19 protein-coding genes and 1 tRNA gene are annotated in these 15,460 nt (G+C 65.7%); 17 read left to right on the top strand and 3 right to left on the bottom strand.

Features of this window, described 5'->3' with window-relative positions; genetic code table 11:
* Window positions 1–3: 3 nt before the first annotated feature.
* The 7 genes from SMA01S_RS10160 (at window position 4) to SMA01S_RS10190 (ending at window position 6,698) form a co-directional block, all read left to right on the top strand.
* Entirely contained in the window at window positions 4–1,125 is a 1,122-nt protein-coding gene (locus SMA01S_RS10160) for a Re/Si-specific NAD(P)(+) transhydrogenase subunit alpha (RefSeq protein WP_066821096.1), read from the top strand.
* Complete coding sequence (locus SMA01S_RS10165; RefSeq protein ID WP_157093891.1) at window positions 1,122–1,949, top strand: hypothetical protein; 828 nt, start codon at window positions 1,122–1,124, stop codon at window positions 1,947–1,949. The genes SMA01S_RS10160 and SMA01S_RS10165 overlap by 4 nt, the downstream gene beginning before the upstream one ends.
* A gap of 15 nt (window positions 1,950–1,964) precedes the next feature.
* Window positions 1,965–2,276, top strand: a complete 312-nt coding sequence (locus SMA01S_RS10170) for a proton-translocating transhydrogenase family protein (protein WP_066588195.1) — start codon at window positions 1,965–1,967, stop codon at window positions 2,274–2,276.
* A gap of 96 nt (window positions 2,277–2,372) precedes the next feature.
* The gene (locus SMA01S_RS10175; RefSeq protein WP_066821101.1) at window positions 2,373–3,833 is read left to right on the top strand and encodes an NAD(P)(+) transhydrogenase (Re/Si-specific) subunit beta; all 1,461 of its coding nucleotides are present in this window, start codon (window positions 2,373–2,375) and stop codon (window positions 3,831–3,833) included.
* Window positions 3,830–4,645, top strand: coding sequence for a helix-turn-helix domain-containing protein (locus SMA01S_RS24925; protein ID WP_066821104.1), 816 nt, complete (start codon window positions 3,830–3,832; stop codon window positions 4,643–4,645). Before SMA01S_RS10175 ends, SMA01S_RS24925 begins: the two co-directional genes overlap by 4 nt.
* 43 nt (window positions 4,646–4,688) lie before the next feature.
* A tRNA-Val gene (locus SMA01S_RS10185) sits at window positions 4,689–4,764 on the top strand.
* Window positions 4,765–5,051: 287 nt separating this feature from the next.
* Window positions 5,052–6,698, top strand: coding sequence for an alpha-L-fucosidase (locus tag SMA01S_RS10190; RefSeq protein ID WP_066821106.1), 1,647 nt, complete (start codon window positions 5,052–5,054; stop codon window positions 6,696–6,698).
* 39 nt (window positions 6,699–6,737) lie between these two features.
* Here the strand turns inward: SMA01S_RS10190 and SMA01S_RS10195 are convergent, their stop codons facing one another.
* Window positions 6,738–7,301: a helix-turn-helix domain-containing protein gene (locus SMA01S_RS10195; RefSeq protein ID WP_066821390.1), complete on the bottom strand. Its 564-nt coding sequence runs from the start codon at window positions 7,299–7,301 to the stop codon at window positions 6,738–6,740.
* 309 nt (window positions 7,302–7,610) lie between these two features.
* On the opposite strand from SMA01S_RS10195, the gene SMA01S_RS10200 reads away from it, so the two are divergent.
* The 9 genes from SMA01S_RS10200 to SMA01S_RS24540 all read left to right on the top strand — a co-directional run bounded on the left by SMA01S_RS10200 (window position 7,611) and on the right by SMA01S_RS24540 (window position 13,904).
* Window positions 7,611–7,940, top strand: coding sequence for an ArsR/SmtB family transcription factor (locus SMA01S_RS10200; protein WP_066821108.1), 330 nt, complete (start codon window positions 7,611–7,613; stop codon window positions 7,938–7,940).
* Entirely contained in the window at window positions 7,937–8,329 is a 393-nt protein-coding gene (locus SMA01S_RS10205) for a VOC family protein (protein WP_066821110.1), read from the top strand. The genes SMA01S_RS10200 and SMA01S_RS10205 overlap by 4 nt, the downstream gene beginning before the upstream one ends.
* The gene (locus tag SMA01S_RS10210; protein ID WP_066821116.1) at window positions 8,326–8,769 is read left to right on the top strand and encodes an SRPBCC family protein; all 444 of its coding nucleotides are present in this window, start codon (window positions 8,326–8,328) and stop codon (window positions 8,767–8,769) included. Before SMA01S_RS10205 ends, SMA01S_RS10210 begins: the two co-directional genes overlap by 4 nt.
* Entirely contained in the window at window positions 8,766–9,296 is a 531-nt protein-coding gene (locus SMA01S_RS10215) for an SRPBCC family protein (RefSeq protein ID WP_066821118.1), read from the top strand. Before SMA01S_RS10210 ends, SMA01S_RS10215 begins: the two co-directional genes overlap by 4 nt.
* Window positions 9,297–9,435: 139 nt before the next feature.
* On the top strand, window positions 9,436–10,644 hold the full coding sequence (locus SMA01S_RS10220) for a bifunctional alpha/beta hydrolase/OsmC family protein (protein WP_066821120.1): 1,209 nt from the start codon (window positions 9,436–9,438) through the stop codon (window positions 10,642–10,644).
* A 113-nt stretch (window positions 10,645–10,757) separates the two neighbouring features.
* A complete protein-coding gene (gene hemC, locus SMA01S_RS10225; protein ID WP_066821131.1) occupies window positions 10,758–11,660 on the top strand; it encodes a hydroxymethylbilane synthase in 903 nt (300 codons plus the stop codon).
* Complete coding sequence (locus tag SMA01S_RS10230; protein ID WP_066821133.1) at window positions 11,657–12,331, top strand: uroporphyrinogen-III synthase; 675 nt, start codon at window positions 11,657–11,659, stop codon at window positions 12,329–12,331. Before hemC ends, SMA01S_RS10230 begins: the two co-directional genes overlap by 4 nt.
* 31 nt (window positions 12,332–12,362) lie before the next feature.
* Entirely contained in the window at window positions 12,363–13,190 is an 828-nt protein-coding gene (locus SMA01S_RS10235; RefSeq protein ID WP_066821135.1) for an MICOS complex subunit MIC60, read from the top strand.
* Window positions 13,191–13,325: 135 nt separating this feature from the next.
* On the top strand, window positions 13,326–13,904 hold the full coding sequence (locus SMA01S_RS24540) for a hypothetical protein (RefSeq protein WP_157093892.1): 579 nt from the start codon (window positions 13,326–13,328) through the stop codon (window positions 13,902–13,904).
* A 60-nt stretch (window positions 13,905–13,964) separates the two neighbouring features.
* On the opposite strand, the gene SMA01S_RS10240 is transcribed toward SMA01S_RS24540, so the two are convergent.
* Complete coding sequence (locus tag SMA01S_RS10240) at window positions 13,965–14,750, bottom strand: DUF72 domain-containing protein (RefSeq protein ID WP_066821137.1); 786 nt, start codon at window positions 14,748–14,750, stop codon at window positions 13,965–13,967.
* 17 nt (window positions 14,751–14,767) lie between these two features.
* A complete protein-coding gene (locus SMA01S_RS10245) occupies window positions 14,768–14,950 on the bottom strand; it encodes a KTSC domain-containing protein (protein WP_245649229.1) in 183 nt (60 codons plus the stop codon).
* A gap of 189 nt (window positions 14,951–15,139) precedes the next feature.
* Between SMA01S_RS10245 and SMA01S_RS10250 the strand changes: the two genes are divergently transcribed.
* A complete protein-coding gene (locus SMA01S_RS10250; RefSeq protein WP_066821141.1) occupies window positions 15,140–15,457 on the top strand; it encodes a TrbC/VirB2 family protein in 318 nt (105 codons plus the stop codon).
* Window positions 15,458–15,460 lie beyond the last annotated feature (3 nt).

Below are 15,460 nucleotides of genomic sequence, written 5' to 3' on the forward strand. Positions count from 1 at the left end.
CGGGTGAAGATCGCCGTCCTGCGGGAAACCGCTTCGGGCGAGCGCCGCGTCGCGGCGACTCCGGAAACGGTCAAGAAGTTCGTCGCGCTGGGAGCCCAGGTCGCGATCGAGCAGGGCGCAGGCGCTGCCGCCAGCTATGACGACGCCGGCTATGAAGGGGCGGGCGCGACGATCGGAACGCGGGCAGCGGTGCTCAAGGGCGCCGATATCGTGCTCGGCATCCAGGGGCCCGATCCGGCCGATCTGAAGGACGCCGCCAAGGGCGCCTGGCTGGTCGCCGGGCTCAACCCGTTCGGCGAACGCGCGCGGGTCGACGGCTATGCTGCCGCCGGCATCGAAGCACTGGCGATGGAATTCATGCCGCGCATCACCCGTGCGCAGTCGATGGATATCTTGTCGAGCCAGGCGAACCTCGCCGGCTACAAGGCGGTGCTCGACGCGGCGGCCGAATATGGCCGGGCGTTCCCGATGATGATGACCGCGGCGGGCACCGTCTCGGCGGCCAAATGCTTCGTGATGGGCGTGGGTGTTGCCGGCCTCCAGGCGATCGCCACCGCGCGGCGCCTCGGCGCGCAGGTCTCGGCAACCGACGTGCGCTCGGCGACCAAGGAGCAGATCCAGTCGCTCGGTGCCAAGCCGATCTTCGTCGAGAATGTCGCCGGGATCGAGGGCGAAGGGTCGGGCGGCTATGCCACCGAGATGAGCGAGGAATATCAGAAGGCGCAGGCCGAACTGGTCTCCGGCCATATCGCCAAGCAGGACATCGTCATCACCACGGCGTTGATCCCCGGCCGTCCCGCGCCGCGGCTGATCAGCGACGCCCAGATCGCGACGATGCGTCCGGGCAGCGTGATCGTCGATCTCGCGGTCGAAAGCGGCGGCAATGTCGAGGGCTCGGTCGCGGGTGAAGTCGTCGAGAAGCACGGCGTCCGCATCGTCGGACACAAGAACGTCGCCTCGCGTCTCGCTACCGACAGCTCGGCGCTCTTTGCGCGCAACCTGTACAATTTCTTGTCGACCTTCTGGGACAAGGAAGCGGGTAAGCCAGTGCTCGACGAGGAGATCGGGGATGCGGTGCGGCTGACCAAGGACGGCGCAGTCGTGAACGCGAGATTGCTCGGGTGAACCGAATTGGGCTGACCCTGGCCGTTGGAATGGTATGCCTTTTCGCGACACGTGCAACCGCGAGCATCATTTACATTCCGCTTGTCGACTCCCGGCCTTGGGTCGCGGTCAAGCGACTTCCTTACGCGCTATGGGATACCAAATCCGCCATCGTTGCCGGGACTGAACTCAGCTTGGACAAGCATGGCGGTGTCGTTGATTCCGCGGTGATGATGCCACAATCGGTTTATGCCACCGATCGGGATTTGGTTGAAGGTACCAAGGTCTGGCTGCCCAAGGGTGGTCTACTGGTCAAGATGGCAGGCGGCGAGAGCGGTTGGTATTGCACTTGGCGATTCGACGACCGCGCCGCCGAAACACCGACGCAGGAAGCGGAAGCGAACCTAAACGGCTTTGAATACAATTTGTGCCTGAAAGAATCTGATACCGGCGGATTGTCTAACCCGAAGATCATGATCGCCGACTTCAAGGCGCTTATGACAATTACGGATCCCGAGTCGGGAATGAACCGGTATCGCAATGGCGTCGGAACCACGAACCCGGTCAATATCGCTGCGGTTGATGTCGACCTCCTGCCGAAAAGGGCGCAGCAGCAGGTCATTGCTGACTGGACGCGCACCATTTGCCTCCATGTCGGCATCACAGACATGAAGGGGCGTCCGCTGCTCGAGTCCGGCAAGAGCTGTTTCTCGGGAATCGGCCAGACCATCGACATGGCCGGCGGGCGCTATACCCTGCTCGCCATGGACGCCGACAAACATTTAAAGATTCGGATCGACCGCCCGATCGATGATCGCGGCATCGGGCCGAGCGTGAAAAAGTAAAAGGAGCAGGGCGGCATGGACTTCATCTCGATCCTCTCGATCTTCGTAATGGCCGTGTTCGTCGGTTATTACGTCGTCTGGTCGGTGACTCCGGCGCTGCACACGCCGCTGATGGCGGTGACCAATGCGATCTCGTCGGTGATCATCGTCGGCGCGCTGATCGCCAGCGCGGCGATCGGGATCGGGGGCACAGGCGCGACCTCGAAATGGCTGGGCCTGCTCGCGGTGGTGCTGGCCAGCGTCAACATTTTCGGCGGCTTCGCGGTCACCGCGCGGATGCTCGCGATGTACAAGAAGAAGGATCGGCCGGCGGCCGGTCACAAATGAACGTCGCCCCAGCGAAAGCTGGGGTCTCGTGCGGCTTGGCGCCGTGCGGGTAACAGGGAGATGCCAGCTTTCGCTGGCATGACGGGGTAGGACAGAATGGAAGAAGCGATCGCGGTGAATCCTTGGGCGTCGCTGGCCTATCTGGTTGCCGGGGTGTGCTTCATCCTCGCGCTGCGCGGGCTGTCGAGTCCGACCTCGAGTCAGCGCGGCAATCGTTTCGGCATGATCGGCATGACGATCGCCGTGGTGACGACGTTGGTGACGCACGCGCCCTTATTGGTCACGAACTTTGCAGAAGATTCGTACGTGGCACGTCTCGACACGGTCACGTTGATCGAAATCCTCGTAGCGATCGGTATCGGTGCCACAATTGGCATCGTCACCGCCCGACGCATCGCGATGACCGCGATGCCGCAGCTCGTGGCCGCCTTCCACTCGCTGGTCGGTATGGCGGCCGTGCTGGTCGCGGGTGCTGCCTTCCTCAATCCCGAAGCCTTCGGCATCGCCGTGGCTGGCCAGATCTTCACCCAGAGCCGGATCGAAATGGGCCTGGGCGTCGCGATCGGCGCGATCACCTTCTCGGGCTCGGTGATCGCGTTCCTCAAGCTCAACGGCAATATGGGCGGCAAGCCGATCATGTTGCCCGGTCGTCACGTCATCAACCTGGCGGTGCTCGCGGGCATTCTCGGACTGGTCGCCTACTTTACGCAGGATCAGTCGCCCTGGGTGTTCTGGACCATTACAGGCCTCAGCTTCGCGATCGGCTTCCTGCTGATCATCCCGATCGGCGGGGCGGACATGCCGGTCGTGGTGTCGATGCTCAACAGCTATTCGGGCTGGGCGGCGGCGGCGATGGGCTTCACGCTGCACAACACCGCGATGATCATCACCGGTGCGCTGGTCGGCTCGTCGGGCGCGATCCTCAGCTACATCATGTGCCGCGCGATGAACCGCAGCTTCATCAGCGTGATCGCCGGCGGCTTCGGCGGCGACAGCGGTGGCGGTGCGGCGGCGGCCGCAACCGATCGCCCGTGGAAGCGCGGATCGGCCGAGGACGCGGCGTTCCTGATGAGCCAGGCCGAACAGGTCATCATCGTCCCTGGTTACGGCATGGCGGTGGCGCAGGCGCAGCACGTGCTGCGCGAGATGGCCGACAAGCTCAAGGAAGAGGGCGTCCGCGTCAAATACGCGATTCATCCGGTCGCGGGGCGCATGCCGGGCCATATGAACGTGCTGCTCGCCGAGGCGAACGTTCCCTATGACGAGGTGTTCGAGCTCGAGGACATCAACAGCGAGTTCGCCCAGACCGATGTCGCGTTCATCATCGGCGCCAATGACGTGGTCAATCCGGCGGCCAAGACCGACAAGAGCTCGCCGATCTACGGCATGCCGGTGTTCGACGTGAACAAGGCCAAGACGGTGCTGTTCATCAAGCGTTCGATGGGCGGCGTCGGTTATGCCGGCGTCGACAACGACGTCTTCTATCAGGACAATACGATGATGCTCCTCGCCGACGCCAAGAAGATGGTCGAGGAAATCGTCAAGGCGCTGGGGTGATCGCGGTGAGCGGCGCGGCATCGATCCAGCACGCCAGGGCGTTCGTGCTGGGCCGGCCCGGCGCGCGCGTTCATCTCGCCGCCGCGGCCATCAGGGCCGGCGCTGAGGTTGTCGCCGAGGCTGATTGGTCGGATGCGGCCTCGCCCGGCATGTCGGATGCGCAGCTCGTCATCGCGGCACTCGAGGATCTTGCAGGTGATACGCTGCACGACGCGGTCGACCGGCTCGGCCATGTGCCGGAAACCGAATTCGGGCTGATCGTCACGTTGACCGAAAGCCAGATCGACGCGGTCGCCGCGCCGCTGCTCGCCCGGCGGATCACCTTGCTGTGCGATCCGCGGCCGGCCGATCTTGCCGCGGCGATCGCGCAGGCCTTGGTCGCGCCGGTCGAACCCGCGGCGCGCCCGCTTCCCGCCAACGTCGCCGATCAACGCAGCGACTATGGCTTGCCCGCCGAGCCGGTGCAGGTCGCGGCGGCCGATGTCCGCAAGGCGATCCGCGCGCGGCGGCTGCGCAGCCGCCCGTTCCCCGACGTGCTGTTCGAGGATCCCGCCTGGGACATGCTGCTCGACCTCTATGCCGCGCATCTCGAACGCGCGCAGGTGTCGGTATCCAGCCTGTGCATCGCCGCGGCGGTGCCGCCCAGCACCGCATTGCGCTGGATCGGACGGATGACCGAGGACGGCTTGTTCGTGCGCGAGCCCGACCCGTTCGACCGCCGCCGCGCCTTCATGGCGCTGAGCGACGCGGCGCTCGATCGCATGAACCGCTATTTCGCGACGCTCGCACAGAACGGCCTGGCGATCGCCTGACCCCTTGCGCTGGCGGGCGCATCGCGTCAGAGGACAAGCGTACGGGCGGTTAGCTCAGTTGGTAGAGCATCTCGTTTACACCGAGAGGGTCGGCGGTTCGAGACCGTCACCGCCCACCATTCCTGGCTCAGCATAGAAGTCGGCTTCCATTGCCGGCGCGTCGCAAGTCCACGTCGAGCGATCATTGCCGGTCAGGCGTGTGGGCTCACCGGCAGCCAAATGCTTTGAGACGCGGGTTACCAAGACGCGGATGCGGTCGTTTGCGATAAAAATCTTGCCGCGTGTGGGGAGGGATCATCGTTCGGTCTAGATTCTCAATCGGGCATGTGTAAGTCTTGCATATGTAATTGGTGTTTTCATATACGAGAATTCGGGGTGTTGCCCGTACACCCTTGGGGAGCGACCGATGCTGACGAGACGTGACGTGCTGTTGAGCGGAGGAGCGGCGGCCCTGGCCGGCGGCGTTGGCGTCGCGCAGGCAGCCACAAATGAGCCGTTTGCTGCCGACTGGCGCTCGCTTGCGGCCGGGTACCGCCATCCCGAATGGTTTCGCGACGCCAAGCTCGGCATCTGGGCGCATTGGGGACCGCAATGCCAAGCCGAGTTCGGCGACTGGTATGCGCGGCTGCTATACACTCAGGGACGGCAACCGTGGGAACAAGGCGAAACCGCCTATCAGGACCATCTCCGGCGTTATGGCCATCCCAGCCAGACCGGCTTTATCGACATCATCGGCCAGTGGAAGGCCGAGAATTGGCAGCCGGACCGGCTTGTCCGCAAATATGCTGCCGCGGGGGCGCGATACTTTGTCGGGATGGGTTGCCATCACGACAATCTCGACCTGTTCGCGAGCAAGCACCAGGAATGGAACAGCGTCCGCGTCGGGCCGAAGAAGGATATTCTGGCGACCTGGGAAAAGGCCGCGCGCGATGCCGGCTTGCGGTTCGGCGTCTCCAACCATTCGGGCCACGCCTGGCACTGGTACCAGCCGGCCTATGGCTATGACGCGGAAGGGCCGATGCGCGGCCGCCGCTACGATGCGTACTGGCTCCGCAAACAGCACGGCATCGGCAAATATTGGGAAGGGCTCGACCCACAGGAACTCTATACCGGGCCCTATTACGTGCCGCCCGACGGCATCAGCTCGGCCAAGGCGATGCTGGAATGGCACGACAAGCGCGACGGCCAGTGGCTGGAAGGCGTGCCGACGGGCAATCTCCGGTTCGTCGAGAAGTGGTTGCGGCGTCAGAAACAGATCGTCGAGGATTACAAGCCCGACCTCATGTTCATGGACCATGCCGGCGTGCCGTTCGGCAAATATGGGCTGGAAGCGGTCGCACATTATTACAACCAAGCGGTCGAGTGGCACGGATCGCCCGACGTGATCATGACCGGCGGCTTGCTCGACGCGTTCGCGCAGCGGGCGATCACCTGGAATGTCGAGCGCGGCGTGCTCAATGATATCCTCGAAACACCGTGGCAGACCTGCACCTGCATCGGATCGTGGCATTATTCGCGGCCGCTTTACGAGAGCAACGGCTATAAGAGCGCCAAACAGGTCGTGCAGATCCTGGCGGACGTCGTGTCGAAGAACGGCACCTTGCTGTTCAACGTGCCGGTGCGCGGCGACGGCACGATCGACGAGAAGGAGGAGGCGATCGTCGACCAGTTCACGGGCTGGACGCGGCGCAACGGCGAGGCGATCTTCGCTACGCGCCCCTGGCGCAAATATGGCGAAGGGCCGACCAAGCCGCCGCCCGCCGGCGCGTTCGGCGAAGACAAACAGAAGCCCTTCACCGGCGAGGACATCCGCTTCACCAAGAAGGGCGAGACGCTTTACGCTATCTTCCTCGACTGGCCGACGGGCGAAAGCGCGATCGCCTCGCTCGGCAAGAACGCGCTTCGCGATGCAGTGATCGAGCGCGTCGACCTTATCGGCGGACCCGAATTACGCTTTCGCCGCGATGCCGATGCATTGCGGCTGACGCTACCCGCGCCACAGGATGGCGCCTTCGCGCCGGCGTTGCGGATCAGGGGCAGGGGACTGGTCTAGGGACTTTGCAGCTTCGCTGTACGGCCCCTGCCTGTTTCGTCACAAGGCGCGAACCAGCGTCCGGACCTCCGCGATCCAGGCAGGGTCGCTGATCACTTGCTGGCGTTGGCCGGAGCCGAGGGGAAGAAGCTGCAACCGGTCGCCTTCGCGCCCGATCAGCCGGCCGAACAGGAACCGTCCGCCGGGGCGCGGCACCAGCACGTCGCGGTTGAGCGCGCGGCCGAATGACTCGGGCGCCAGCCGCGCGCACCAGATCGTGTCGCCCGCGCGATAGTCGCCGATCCCCGCGCTGACCGATACTGCCACGGCGCCGGCGTCGGGGCGGGGCGGCGGGATCAGGCTTTCCCGGCCGGGCGCGAACACACCCTCCGCGCCCAGCACGGCGGCGACGGGCAAATCCGCCTGATCGGGCAACCGCACCAGGTCCGCGGCTTCGACGCCGAGCGCCGCCGCAATGCGATTGAGCCATTTGACCGACACCGTCCGCATGCCTGTCTCCAGCCGGCCGATCGTCTGCGCGGTGGTCGGCGGCACGCATCGTTGCGCGACATCGTCGAGCGTCATTCCCTTGGCACGGCGTACTTCGCGGATCGCAGTGATCATATCGCCCTCCAGCCAACCAGATTGGTTCACGAGCTTCGGACAAATGGGGCGCTCTTGGCAAGTTTTTTAACTGGGCGGTTTGCCGGACGTGGCGTTAAGCCCCTCTCCCGCTTGCGGGAGAGGGAGGGGCCCACCGCGAAGCGGTGGGAAGGTGAGGGTCTTCTTTCTTCTTCTGTTTCGACAAACGCCTGGAAGAAGAAAGAAGACCCTCACCCAACCCTCTCCCGTAAACGGGAGAGGGCTTATCGAGCGAGGAAAATGTTAAACCACTCGGTTGACTTTTATCGCGAATGCGCAATATAAAACCATATGGTTGAACGACTCGATCTCACGTTCGCGGCTCTCGCCGATCCCACCCGTCGCGCGATGCTCGCCAGCCTGGCGCTGGGCGAACGATCGGTCGGCGAACTCGCCGCGCCCCACGCGATGAGCTTCGCCGGCGCCGCCAAGCATGTCGGCGTGCTCGAACGCGCCGGGCTGGTCGAGCGCCGCAAGGCCGGGCGCCAGCAGCTCTGCCGATTGAAGGCGGAACGGTTGCGCGAAGCCGACGAATGGCTGCGGCAATGGGAGCGTTTCTGGTTGTCGACGCTCGATCGGCTGGAGGCGATCATCGTCGAGGATCAGGAGAAACTGAAATGATCGACGCCACGCCCTTCCTGATGTTCGAGGGACGCGCCGAGGAAGCGCTCGACTTCTACGTCGCGGCGATTCCGGAAAGCCGGATCGAGCATGTCGATCGCTATGGCGCCGGCGAGCCTGGCCCGGAAGGATCGGTCCGGCTGGCGCGGGCGGTGGTCGCCGGCCTTCCGATCCTGGCCAGCGACAGCTTCGTCCACCACGCCTTCACCTTCACGCCGTCGATCTCGTTCATGCTGACCTGCAAGGATGAGGAGGAGGTCGACCGTCTCGCCACTATATTGGCCGAGGGCGGTGGCGTGTTGATGCCGCCGGGCAATTACGGGTTCAGCCGAAAGTTCGCCTGGGTGAATGATAGGTTCGGCGTCTCCTGGCAAGTGAATCTGCCATGACCGATCCCATTACGCTGACCGTCAGCCGCGAGATCGCGGCCTCGCCCGAGCGCGTGTTCGACGCCTGGCTCGATCCCGCGATCGCGCGGCGTTTCCTGTTCGCCACGCCCGACGGCGAGATGCTGACCTGCGAGATCGATGCGCGGGTTGGCGGGCGCGGGCTGATCGTCGAGCGGCGGCCGTCGGGCGATGCGCGCCACCGGCTGTTGTTCGAAGAGATCGACCGTCCGCGCCGCCTGGTCTTCCTGTTCGCCGCCGATCCGGCGGAGGAAGGGCAATGGACTCGCGTGACGATCGAGATCGCACCCACCGCGGCCGGCGCGCGACTGACGCTTACTCATGAAATGGATCCGGCCTGGGCGGCGTATGAAGACCAGACGCGGCACGGCTGGACGATGATCCTCGATACGCTGTCCGACACGATTGGAGACAAAGGATGACCGATATTCTCACCGCAACCGAGCTCCGCTTCGAGCGCCTCTTGCCCGCCCCGGTCGAGACGGTGTGGAAATACCTGACCGAGTCCGAGCTTCGCCAGCGCTGGTTCATGGGCGGGTCAATCGACGGCCGCGTCGGGGGCGATATCGAATTCGTGTTCGATCACGACCAATTGTCCGACGACGATATCCCCACGCCAGAGCGCTTCGCCGGCAATATCGGCCGCCGCTGGACCGAGAAGGTGGTGCGGTATGAGCCTCCGCACGCCATCGCCTATACGTTCGGCAGCGACGCCGACAGCATCGCCACGTTCGAACTGAAGGACGCGGGCGAGGGCAAAACGTTGCTGACCCTAGTCCATAGCGGCATCAAGAATCGCGATCAGGCAGCTAATTTCGGCGGTGGCTGGACGTCGCATTTGGCGGTGCTTGAGGCGCGGCTCGAAGGGCGCGGCGTCCCGGATTTCTGGGCGCTGCACAGGGAAGCGGAGAATGACGTCAAGGCGGCGCTGGCCGGAGCCGAGGCCTGAACTACCCCGGCGGTGGCCGCCGCGGTCCCCGCTCCAACCGGCACGCTGCCAATCAAAACGCTGCTTTTCCGCCCGGTCGGGCCTTCGAACGGTAACGTGCATGCTATAGGCCCGCGCTCCAGCGATAATGGAGGCGGGAATGGCGCGAGAGGTTCGGTTCGAGAATAAAGCGGGCGTGCCACTCGCGGGATCGCTCGAACTGCCGCCGGGGCGCGTCCGCTCCATCGCCCTGTTCGCGCATTGCTTCACCTGCACCCAGGCGAGCCATGGCGCGCGGCGCGTCAGCACCGCACTGGCAGCGCAAGGCATCGCAACCCTGCGGTTCGACTTTACGGGACTCGGCAAGAGCGGCGGCGACTTCGCCGACAGCCATTTCGGCGCCAATATCGACGACCTCGTCGCCGCGGCGGCGCATCTCGAGGCGACGATCGGCGCGCCGTCGATCCTGATCGGCCATTCGCTGGGCGGCGCGGCGGTGATCGCCGCGGCGGCGCATATCCCCTCGTCGCGCGCCGTGGTCACGATCGGCGCGCCGTTCGACCCGGCGCATGCGCTGCATCATATCAGCGCGGAGGACGCGGCGCGGATCGAGGCGGAAGGAGTCGGGACGGTCGCGATCGGCGGACGTCCGTTCCGCGTCGGGCGCGACTTTCTCGACGCCGCCAAGGGACAGGATCAGGCAACGCGGCTGGCGCACCTCAAAAAGGCGCTGCTGGTTCTCCACGCCCCGACCGACGAGGTCGTCGGGATAGAGAATGCCAAGGCGATCTACGACGCCGCCAAACATCCCAAGAGTTTCGTCGCGCTCGACGGCGCCGATCATCTGCTGACCGATGCCGAGCGCGCATCCTATGCCGCGTCGATCATCGCCGCCTGGGTCGAGCCCTTTCTGCTGCCCGCCAAGTCGCCCGACATGTTGCCCGAAGGCTGCGTCCGCGTCGGCTCGGGCGAAGGGACGTTCGTCCAGCTGGTCGACGCGTCGGGGCACTCGTTCCTGGCGGACGAACCGCTGCGATCGGGCGGCAGCGACCTCGGCCCCACGCCCTATGACCTGCTGCTCGCGGCGCTCGGCACGTGTACCGCCATGACGATCGAGCTCGTCGCGCGCGCCGAGGGCATCCCGGCCGAAGGCGTCGAGGTGCTGCTCCGCCACGAACGCCGTCATGCCGACGATTGCGCCGCCGCGGCGGGCGGGCGGCCGCGGCTGGAGGTCCTCCATCGCGACATCCGGCTGGAGGGCAACCTCACCCAGGAACAGCGCGACCGCCTGTTGGTGATCGCCAACAAATGCCCGGTGCATCGAACGTTGGAAAGCGGCCCGGCCGTAGAGACGAAGCTGGTGGATTGAATCCTCCCCAGGCTAGGGCGGGGCGCCGGCGCGGACCAGAGGTGGCAATGCCGCGGCGGCCGGTCGCGAAATACGGTGCCGACAAGCCGAAAGCGACCCGCTAGAGGGGGGCGATGACCGTCCTCAAACTCGGCACGCGAGGATCGCCGCTCGCGCTGGTCCAAGCCAATATGGTGAAGGATGCGCTGGCGGCGGCGCACGATATCGCCTGTGAGATTCACATTATCCGCACTACCGGCGACCGCGTCCAGGATCGCGCGCTGGCCGAGATCGGCGGCAAGGCCTTGTGGACCAAGGAGCTCGATCGCGCGTTGCTCGACGGCGAGATCGATCTTGCCGTCCATTCGATGAAGGACGTCGAGACGATCCGGCCCGACAGCATCGTCATCGCGGCGATGCTGAAGCGCGCCGATGTCCGCGACCGGCTGGTCGGTGCCGACAGCCTCGCCGCGATCCGCGAACATGGCGTGGTCGGCACGAGCAGCCCGCGGCGGCGCGCCCAGGTGCTGCGCGCGCGGCCCGATGTGTCGGTGGTGCTGTTCCGCGGCAATGTCGATACGCGGCTGGCCAAGCTCGCGGCGGGCGAGGCTGATGCCACGTTGCTCGCGGCGGCGGGGCTCGACCGCCTGGGACGCGACGATATCGGCACCGCCCTGGCGGTCGAGGAGATGCTGCCGGCCCCGGCGCAAGGTGCGGTCGGGATCGAATGCCGCGCCGATGACGCCATGACGGCGGCCTTGCTCGCGGCGCTCGATCATCAGGCGACCAGCCGCGCGGTGCGCTCGGAACGCGCGTTCCTCGCGGCGCTCGATGCGACCTGCCACTCGCCGATCGCCGCCCTGGCGACGATCGCGGACGATGTTGTGACGTTGCGCGCCGAATTGCTGTCCGAGGATGGCGGCGAGCATGTCGCCGGCGATGCCTCGGGGCCGGATGGCGAGACACTGGCGCGCGACCTCGCAAGCGCGCTGTTCGAGCGGGCGACGCCGGCGATTCGCGCGGGGTTCGGCGGATGAGCCGCGCCATCGCGGTGCTGCGCCCCGAGCCTGGCAACGCCGCGACCGCCGCCGCGATCGAGGCGCTGGGGCTGACCGCGATCCGGCTGCCCTTGTTCGAGGTCCACGCGATCGACTGGACGCCGCCCGACGTCACGCGATTCGATGCGCTATTGCTGACCAGCGCCAATGCGCCGCGGCATGCCGGGCCGACGCTTGCCGTTCTCCGGGGACTGCCCGTCCATGCCGTCGGCGACGCCACCGCTGCCGCGGCACGCGATGCGGGGTTGGAAGTGGTCGCGGTCGGTGATCGCGACGCAACGACATTGGTCGCCGCCGCCGCGGCAAGCGGCGTGCGGCGTGGCTTGCTGCTTGGTGGCCGCGACCGCGCCCTGGCGAGTCATCCGATCATCGCCGAGGCGATCGCGGTCTATGCCAGCGACCCGGTTGCCGTTCCGATCGAGGCGCTCGACCAGCTCGCGGGATCGGTCGTCCTGCTCCATTCGGCCCGCGCGGCGCGCCGCGTCGCCGACCTGATCGATCGCGCCGGGATCGATCGCCGGACGGTGCGGCTGGCGGCGATCAGCGCGGCGACCGCCGATGCCGCGGGCGGTGACTGGGAACACGTCGCGGCCGCCGCCACCCCTGACGATGCCGCACTGACTGCGCTTGCGCGCGCGCTGGCCGATTGACCGCCCACGCGGCGCGGCGGATAAGGACGCCATGAACGACATAGCGCCGAGCCCCCCGCAGCCCGCCCGGCAACTGACCCTGACGGCGACCGTCGGAATCGCACTCGCCACCTTCGTCGTCGGGCTGCTGATCGCCGGCCTGGTCGTCTGGCGGATGATCCCCGCGCAACCCGTGCCCGAGCCGCAAGCGGCGGCGCCCGCTACCAAGGTCATCGTCGCGCCGCCGGTGGCGAGCGACCCCGCCTCGCTCTCGGCGCGTCAGCAGATGCTCGCCGCCGAACTCGCCGCGCTCGAGCAGCGCACCGCCGCAGTGACGGGGGAAGCCGCCAATTCCTATGGCAATGCGACGCGCGCCGAAGGGATGATGATCGCGTTCGCCGCGCGCCGCGCGATCGATCGCGGATCGTCTCTCGGCTATATCGAACAGCAATTGCGAGACCGGTTCGGCACCACGCGCCCCAATGAGGTTGCCGCGATCATCGATGCCGGGCGCAACCCGATCACGGTAGAGGATCTGCGGCTCGGCCTCGACCAGATCGGATCGCAGCTGGCCTTGGGGCCGGCGGGCGACGGCTGGGGCGGGTCGTTCGTCCGCATGCTCGGCAGCCTGGTGGTGATCCACCCGCGCAACGCGCCGTCGCCGGTGCCCGGCGAGCGGCTGGCGCGGATCCGCCGGTTCCTCGCCCTGGGACAAGTCGAGGCCGCGGTCGAGGAAGTGAAGCGCCTGCCCGGCGCCGCGCAATCCAAAGCCTGGCTCGATGGCGCGCAGCGCTATATCGCGACTCGCCAGGCGCTCGACACGCTGGAAGCCGCGGCGCTGCAAGGCAACGCCGCTGCACCGGCACCGGCCCGACGGTAGCGATCTGCCTCTTTGTCATCCCGCTCTCGCGGGGGCGACGGCTTGGAGGGCAGATACTTGCCCCTAGATTCATAAAAGCGGTCAGGCTGGAAGCGCCCAATAGCGGACTGGCCGGAGATGGTGCATCAAGCTGAGATGAGGCTCGCTGATCTCGGTTCTTTCCTGATGCTATGCTTCGTCGCAGGCGCTCCTAGCGTTGCCGCGACGGTCGAACAAAGCCGGAGTTTCGGCACTGTCGCTCTGATTGAGGAGGTTCGCACCCGCGAACCGGACGAGCCTTTGATCATGCATGTTGCGACAGAGTGGACAAAACTTCATCTTCGGTGGCGATCGCGAGACGGTAGCCTGACAGTAAATCTTACCGATGATGGAGGTATGCTCGAGATCGATGTTAAGACGGAGTCTGAGTGCTTTCTTTCCGCACCTTACCAGAGGTTTCGCACCGGTGGCGAGCCTGCTCTATGGCAAGCTATGACTACGGCCGCCCGTGATTTGCTTCGCGCTTGCCCACGCGTCAAACGCACGGCGGCGCTCTCCTATCTTCGTGAGTTCGGGCAAGCAGCGAACGATTTCCAAACAGGCGTAGCAGCCATGAAGAGCCGCTCAATCCTGTTGTTTGGCAAAACTCTCAAGCGGTGCCGCCCTCAATCGGTGACGCGACAGCCAATGATAATCACCGATCCGTTCGCCAGCAGATGCGATGGTCGCTGGTGATGCTCTAAGCGTCCGCTTTCCACCCATTCTCGGACACGCCCCGTTTTATGCATTCGCGACCTAAATCCGCGCGATCAACGCCTGCGCGGCCGCCGGTGCGCGGACTTTGGCGCCGTTGATCATGAAGATGAAGGTGTCGCGCGGCTTCTTTGGCGCCGGGTCGGCGACATAGGGCAGGCCCTTCGGCGATCCGCCCGCCGCCCAATCCTTCGCCACCGCCGCCCAATGGTCGAGTGCGTCGGCAGAATAGCCCTGCGGTTCCTCTTCGACCGCATTTTCCAGCCGGGCATAGACGAAGTCGCCGGTCACATCGGCGATCGCCGGATAATCGGCCGATTCGGCGTAGACGATCGCGACGCCAGCCGCGCGGCACAAGGCGACGAACTCGGGGACGTGGAAACTGTCGTGCCGGACCTGCACCGCGTGGCGTAGTGCCACGCCGTCATGGCTCGCCGGCAGCAGCTTTAGGAACGCGCCGAAATCGTCCGCGTCGAACTTCTTGGTCGCCATGAACTGCCACAGGATCGGACCGAGCTTGGGACCGAGCTCGACGATCCCCTGGCCGACGAACCGCGCGATCGATTCGCCGCCCTCGGCCAGCACCTTGCGATTGGTGCAGAAGCGCGATGCCTTGACCGTGAAGACGAAGTCGTCTGGCACGACTTCCGCCCAGCCGGCGAAGGTCGCCGGCTTGAATCCCGAATAATAGGTGCCGTTGATCTCGATCGCGGTGAGTTGGCGCGAGGCATATTCGAGCTCGCGCTTTTGCGGCCATTTGTCGGGAAAGAAGGTCCCGCGCCACGGCTCGTAGGTCCAGCCGCCGATTCCGATTCGTATCCTCGCCATGGGCGTAACGATAACGGTCAACGCCGCACGAAGCGATAGCGGTCGCGGATGCGGCGGTTGAAGAACCCGCCCTTGGAGGTCGCGCGGCGCATCGCCTCGGCGACGCGTTCTGGGACGTCGAGATACGAATAGAGCCGCCCGCTGACGAAGCGGATGTCGAGCCGGTGCGCGGCTTCATCATAGTCAAAGGAGCGTATCACGCTGGACGGCATGGCTTTTCAACGCATTGCCCGCGATTCGCGTTTCATGAGGGGAAGGGCGCGCCGCTTGAAACGCGATGCGCGCTGGTGCACACCCGCGACTCGGGTGCGGGGGGCGCCTGTCGCCGCACGTCCGCGGCTTCACGCGCCACCAACCCGGCAGGCGAGGGGTAAGGCGTGTTGCGTTTGATGAAGTCCCGGATTGCACCGTTGCTGGCCGCGCTGGCCGGCATGATCAATGCCAGCGTCGCGTACGCACAGGATTCGCTCAACGACCCCGCCGGGTCGGGCGTGTTGGTGTCCGCGGTGCGCTGGCTGCAGGGCACGTTGCTCGGCACGGTCGCCACCGTCGTCGCGATCATCGCGGTCGCCGCGGTCGGGTTCATGATGCTGACGGGGCGGATCAACTGGCGCTACGGCGCGACCGTCATCGTCGGCTGCTTCATCCTGTTCGGCGCCGCCTCGATCGTCGCGGGAATCCAGTCCACCGCCACCCTGGGCAATTGAGCC

It is taken from the genome of Sphingomonas mali NBRC 15500 (assembly GCF_001598415.1).
GTDB classification, from domain to species: domain Bacteria; phylum Pseudomonadota; class Alphaproteobacteria; order Sphingomonadales; family Sphingomonadaceae; genus Sphingomonas; species Sphingomonas mali.

What these genes read in the sequence shown, in the direction of transcription:
- SMA01S_RS10170 (WP_066588195.1), top strand. Translation starts at nt 1,965, where the DNA reads ATGGACTTCATCTCGATCCTCTCGATCTTCGTAATGGCCGTGTTCGTC.
- SMA01S_RS10175 (WP_066821101.1), top strand. Translation starts at nt 2,373, where the DNA reads ATGGAAGAAGCGATCGCGGTGAATCCTTGGGCGTCGCTGGCCTATCTG.
- SMA01S_RS10190 (WP_066821106.1), top strand. Translation starts at nt 5,052, where the DNA reads ATGCTGACGAGACGTGACGTGCTGTTGAGCGGAGGAGCGGCGGCCCTG.
- SMA01S_RS10195 (WP_066821390.1), bottom strand. Translation starts at nt 7,301, where the DNA reads ATGATCACTGCGATCCGCGAAGTACGCCGTGCCAAGGGAATGACGCTC.
- SMA01S_RS10200 (WP_066821108.1), top strand. Translation starts at nt 7,611, where the DNA reads ATGGTTGAACGACTCGATCTCACGTTCGCGGCTCTCGCCGATCCCACC.
- SMA01S_RS10205 (WP_066821110.1), top strand. Translation starts at nt 7,937, where the DNA reads ATGATCGACGCCACGCCCTTCCTGATGTTCGAGGGACGCGCCGAGGAA.
- SMA01S_RS10210 (WP_066821116.1), top strand. Translation starts at nt 8,326, where the DNA reads ATGACCGATCCCATTACGCTGACCGTCAGCCGCGAGATCGCGGCCTCG.
- SMA01S_RS10215 (WP_066821118.1), top strand. Translation starts at nt 8,766, where the DNA reads ATGACCGATATTCTCACCGCAACCGAGCTCCGCTTCGAGCGCCTCTTG.
- SMA01S_RS10220 (WP_066821120.1), top strand. Translation starts at nt 9,436, where the DNA reads ATGGCGCGAGAGGTTCGGTTCGAGAATAAAGCGGGCGTGCCACTCGCG.
- hemC (WP_066821131.1), top strand. Translation starts at nt 10,758, where the DNA reads ATGACCGTCCTCAAACTCGGCACGCGAGGATCGCCGCTCGCGCTGGTC.
- SMA01S_RS10230 (WP_066821133.1), top strand. Translation starts at nt 11,657, where the DNA reads ATGAGCCGCGCCATCGCGGTGCTGCGCCCCGAGCCTGGCAACGCCGCG.
- SMA01S_RS10235 (WP_066821135.1), top strand. Translation starts at nt 12,363, where the DNA reads ATGAACGACATAGCGCCGAGCCCCCCGCAGCCCGCCCGGCAACTGACC.
- SMA01S_RS24540 (WP_157093892.1), top strand. Translation starts at nt 13,326, where the DNA reads ATGAGGCTCGCTGATCTCGGTTCTTTCCTGATGCTATGCTTCGTCGCA.
- SMA01S_RS10240 (WP_066821137.1), bottom strand. Translation starts at nt 14,750, where the DNA reads ATGGCGAGGATACGAATCGGAATCGGCGGCTGGACCTACGAGCCGTGG.
- SMA01S_RS10250 (WP_066821141.1), top strand. Translation starts at nt 15,140, where the DNA reads ATGAAGTCCCGGATTGCACCGTTGCTGGCCGCGCTGGCCGGCATGATC.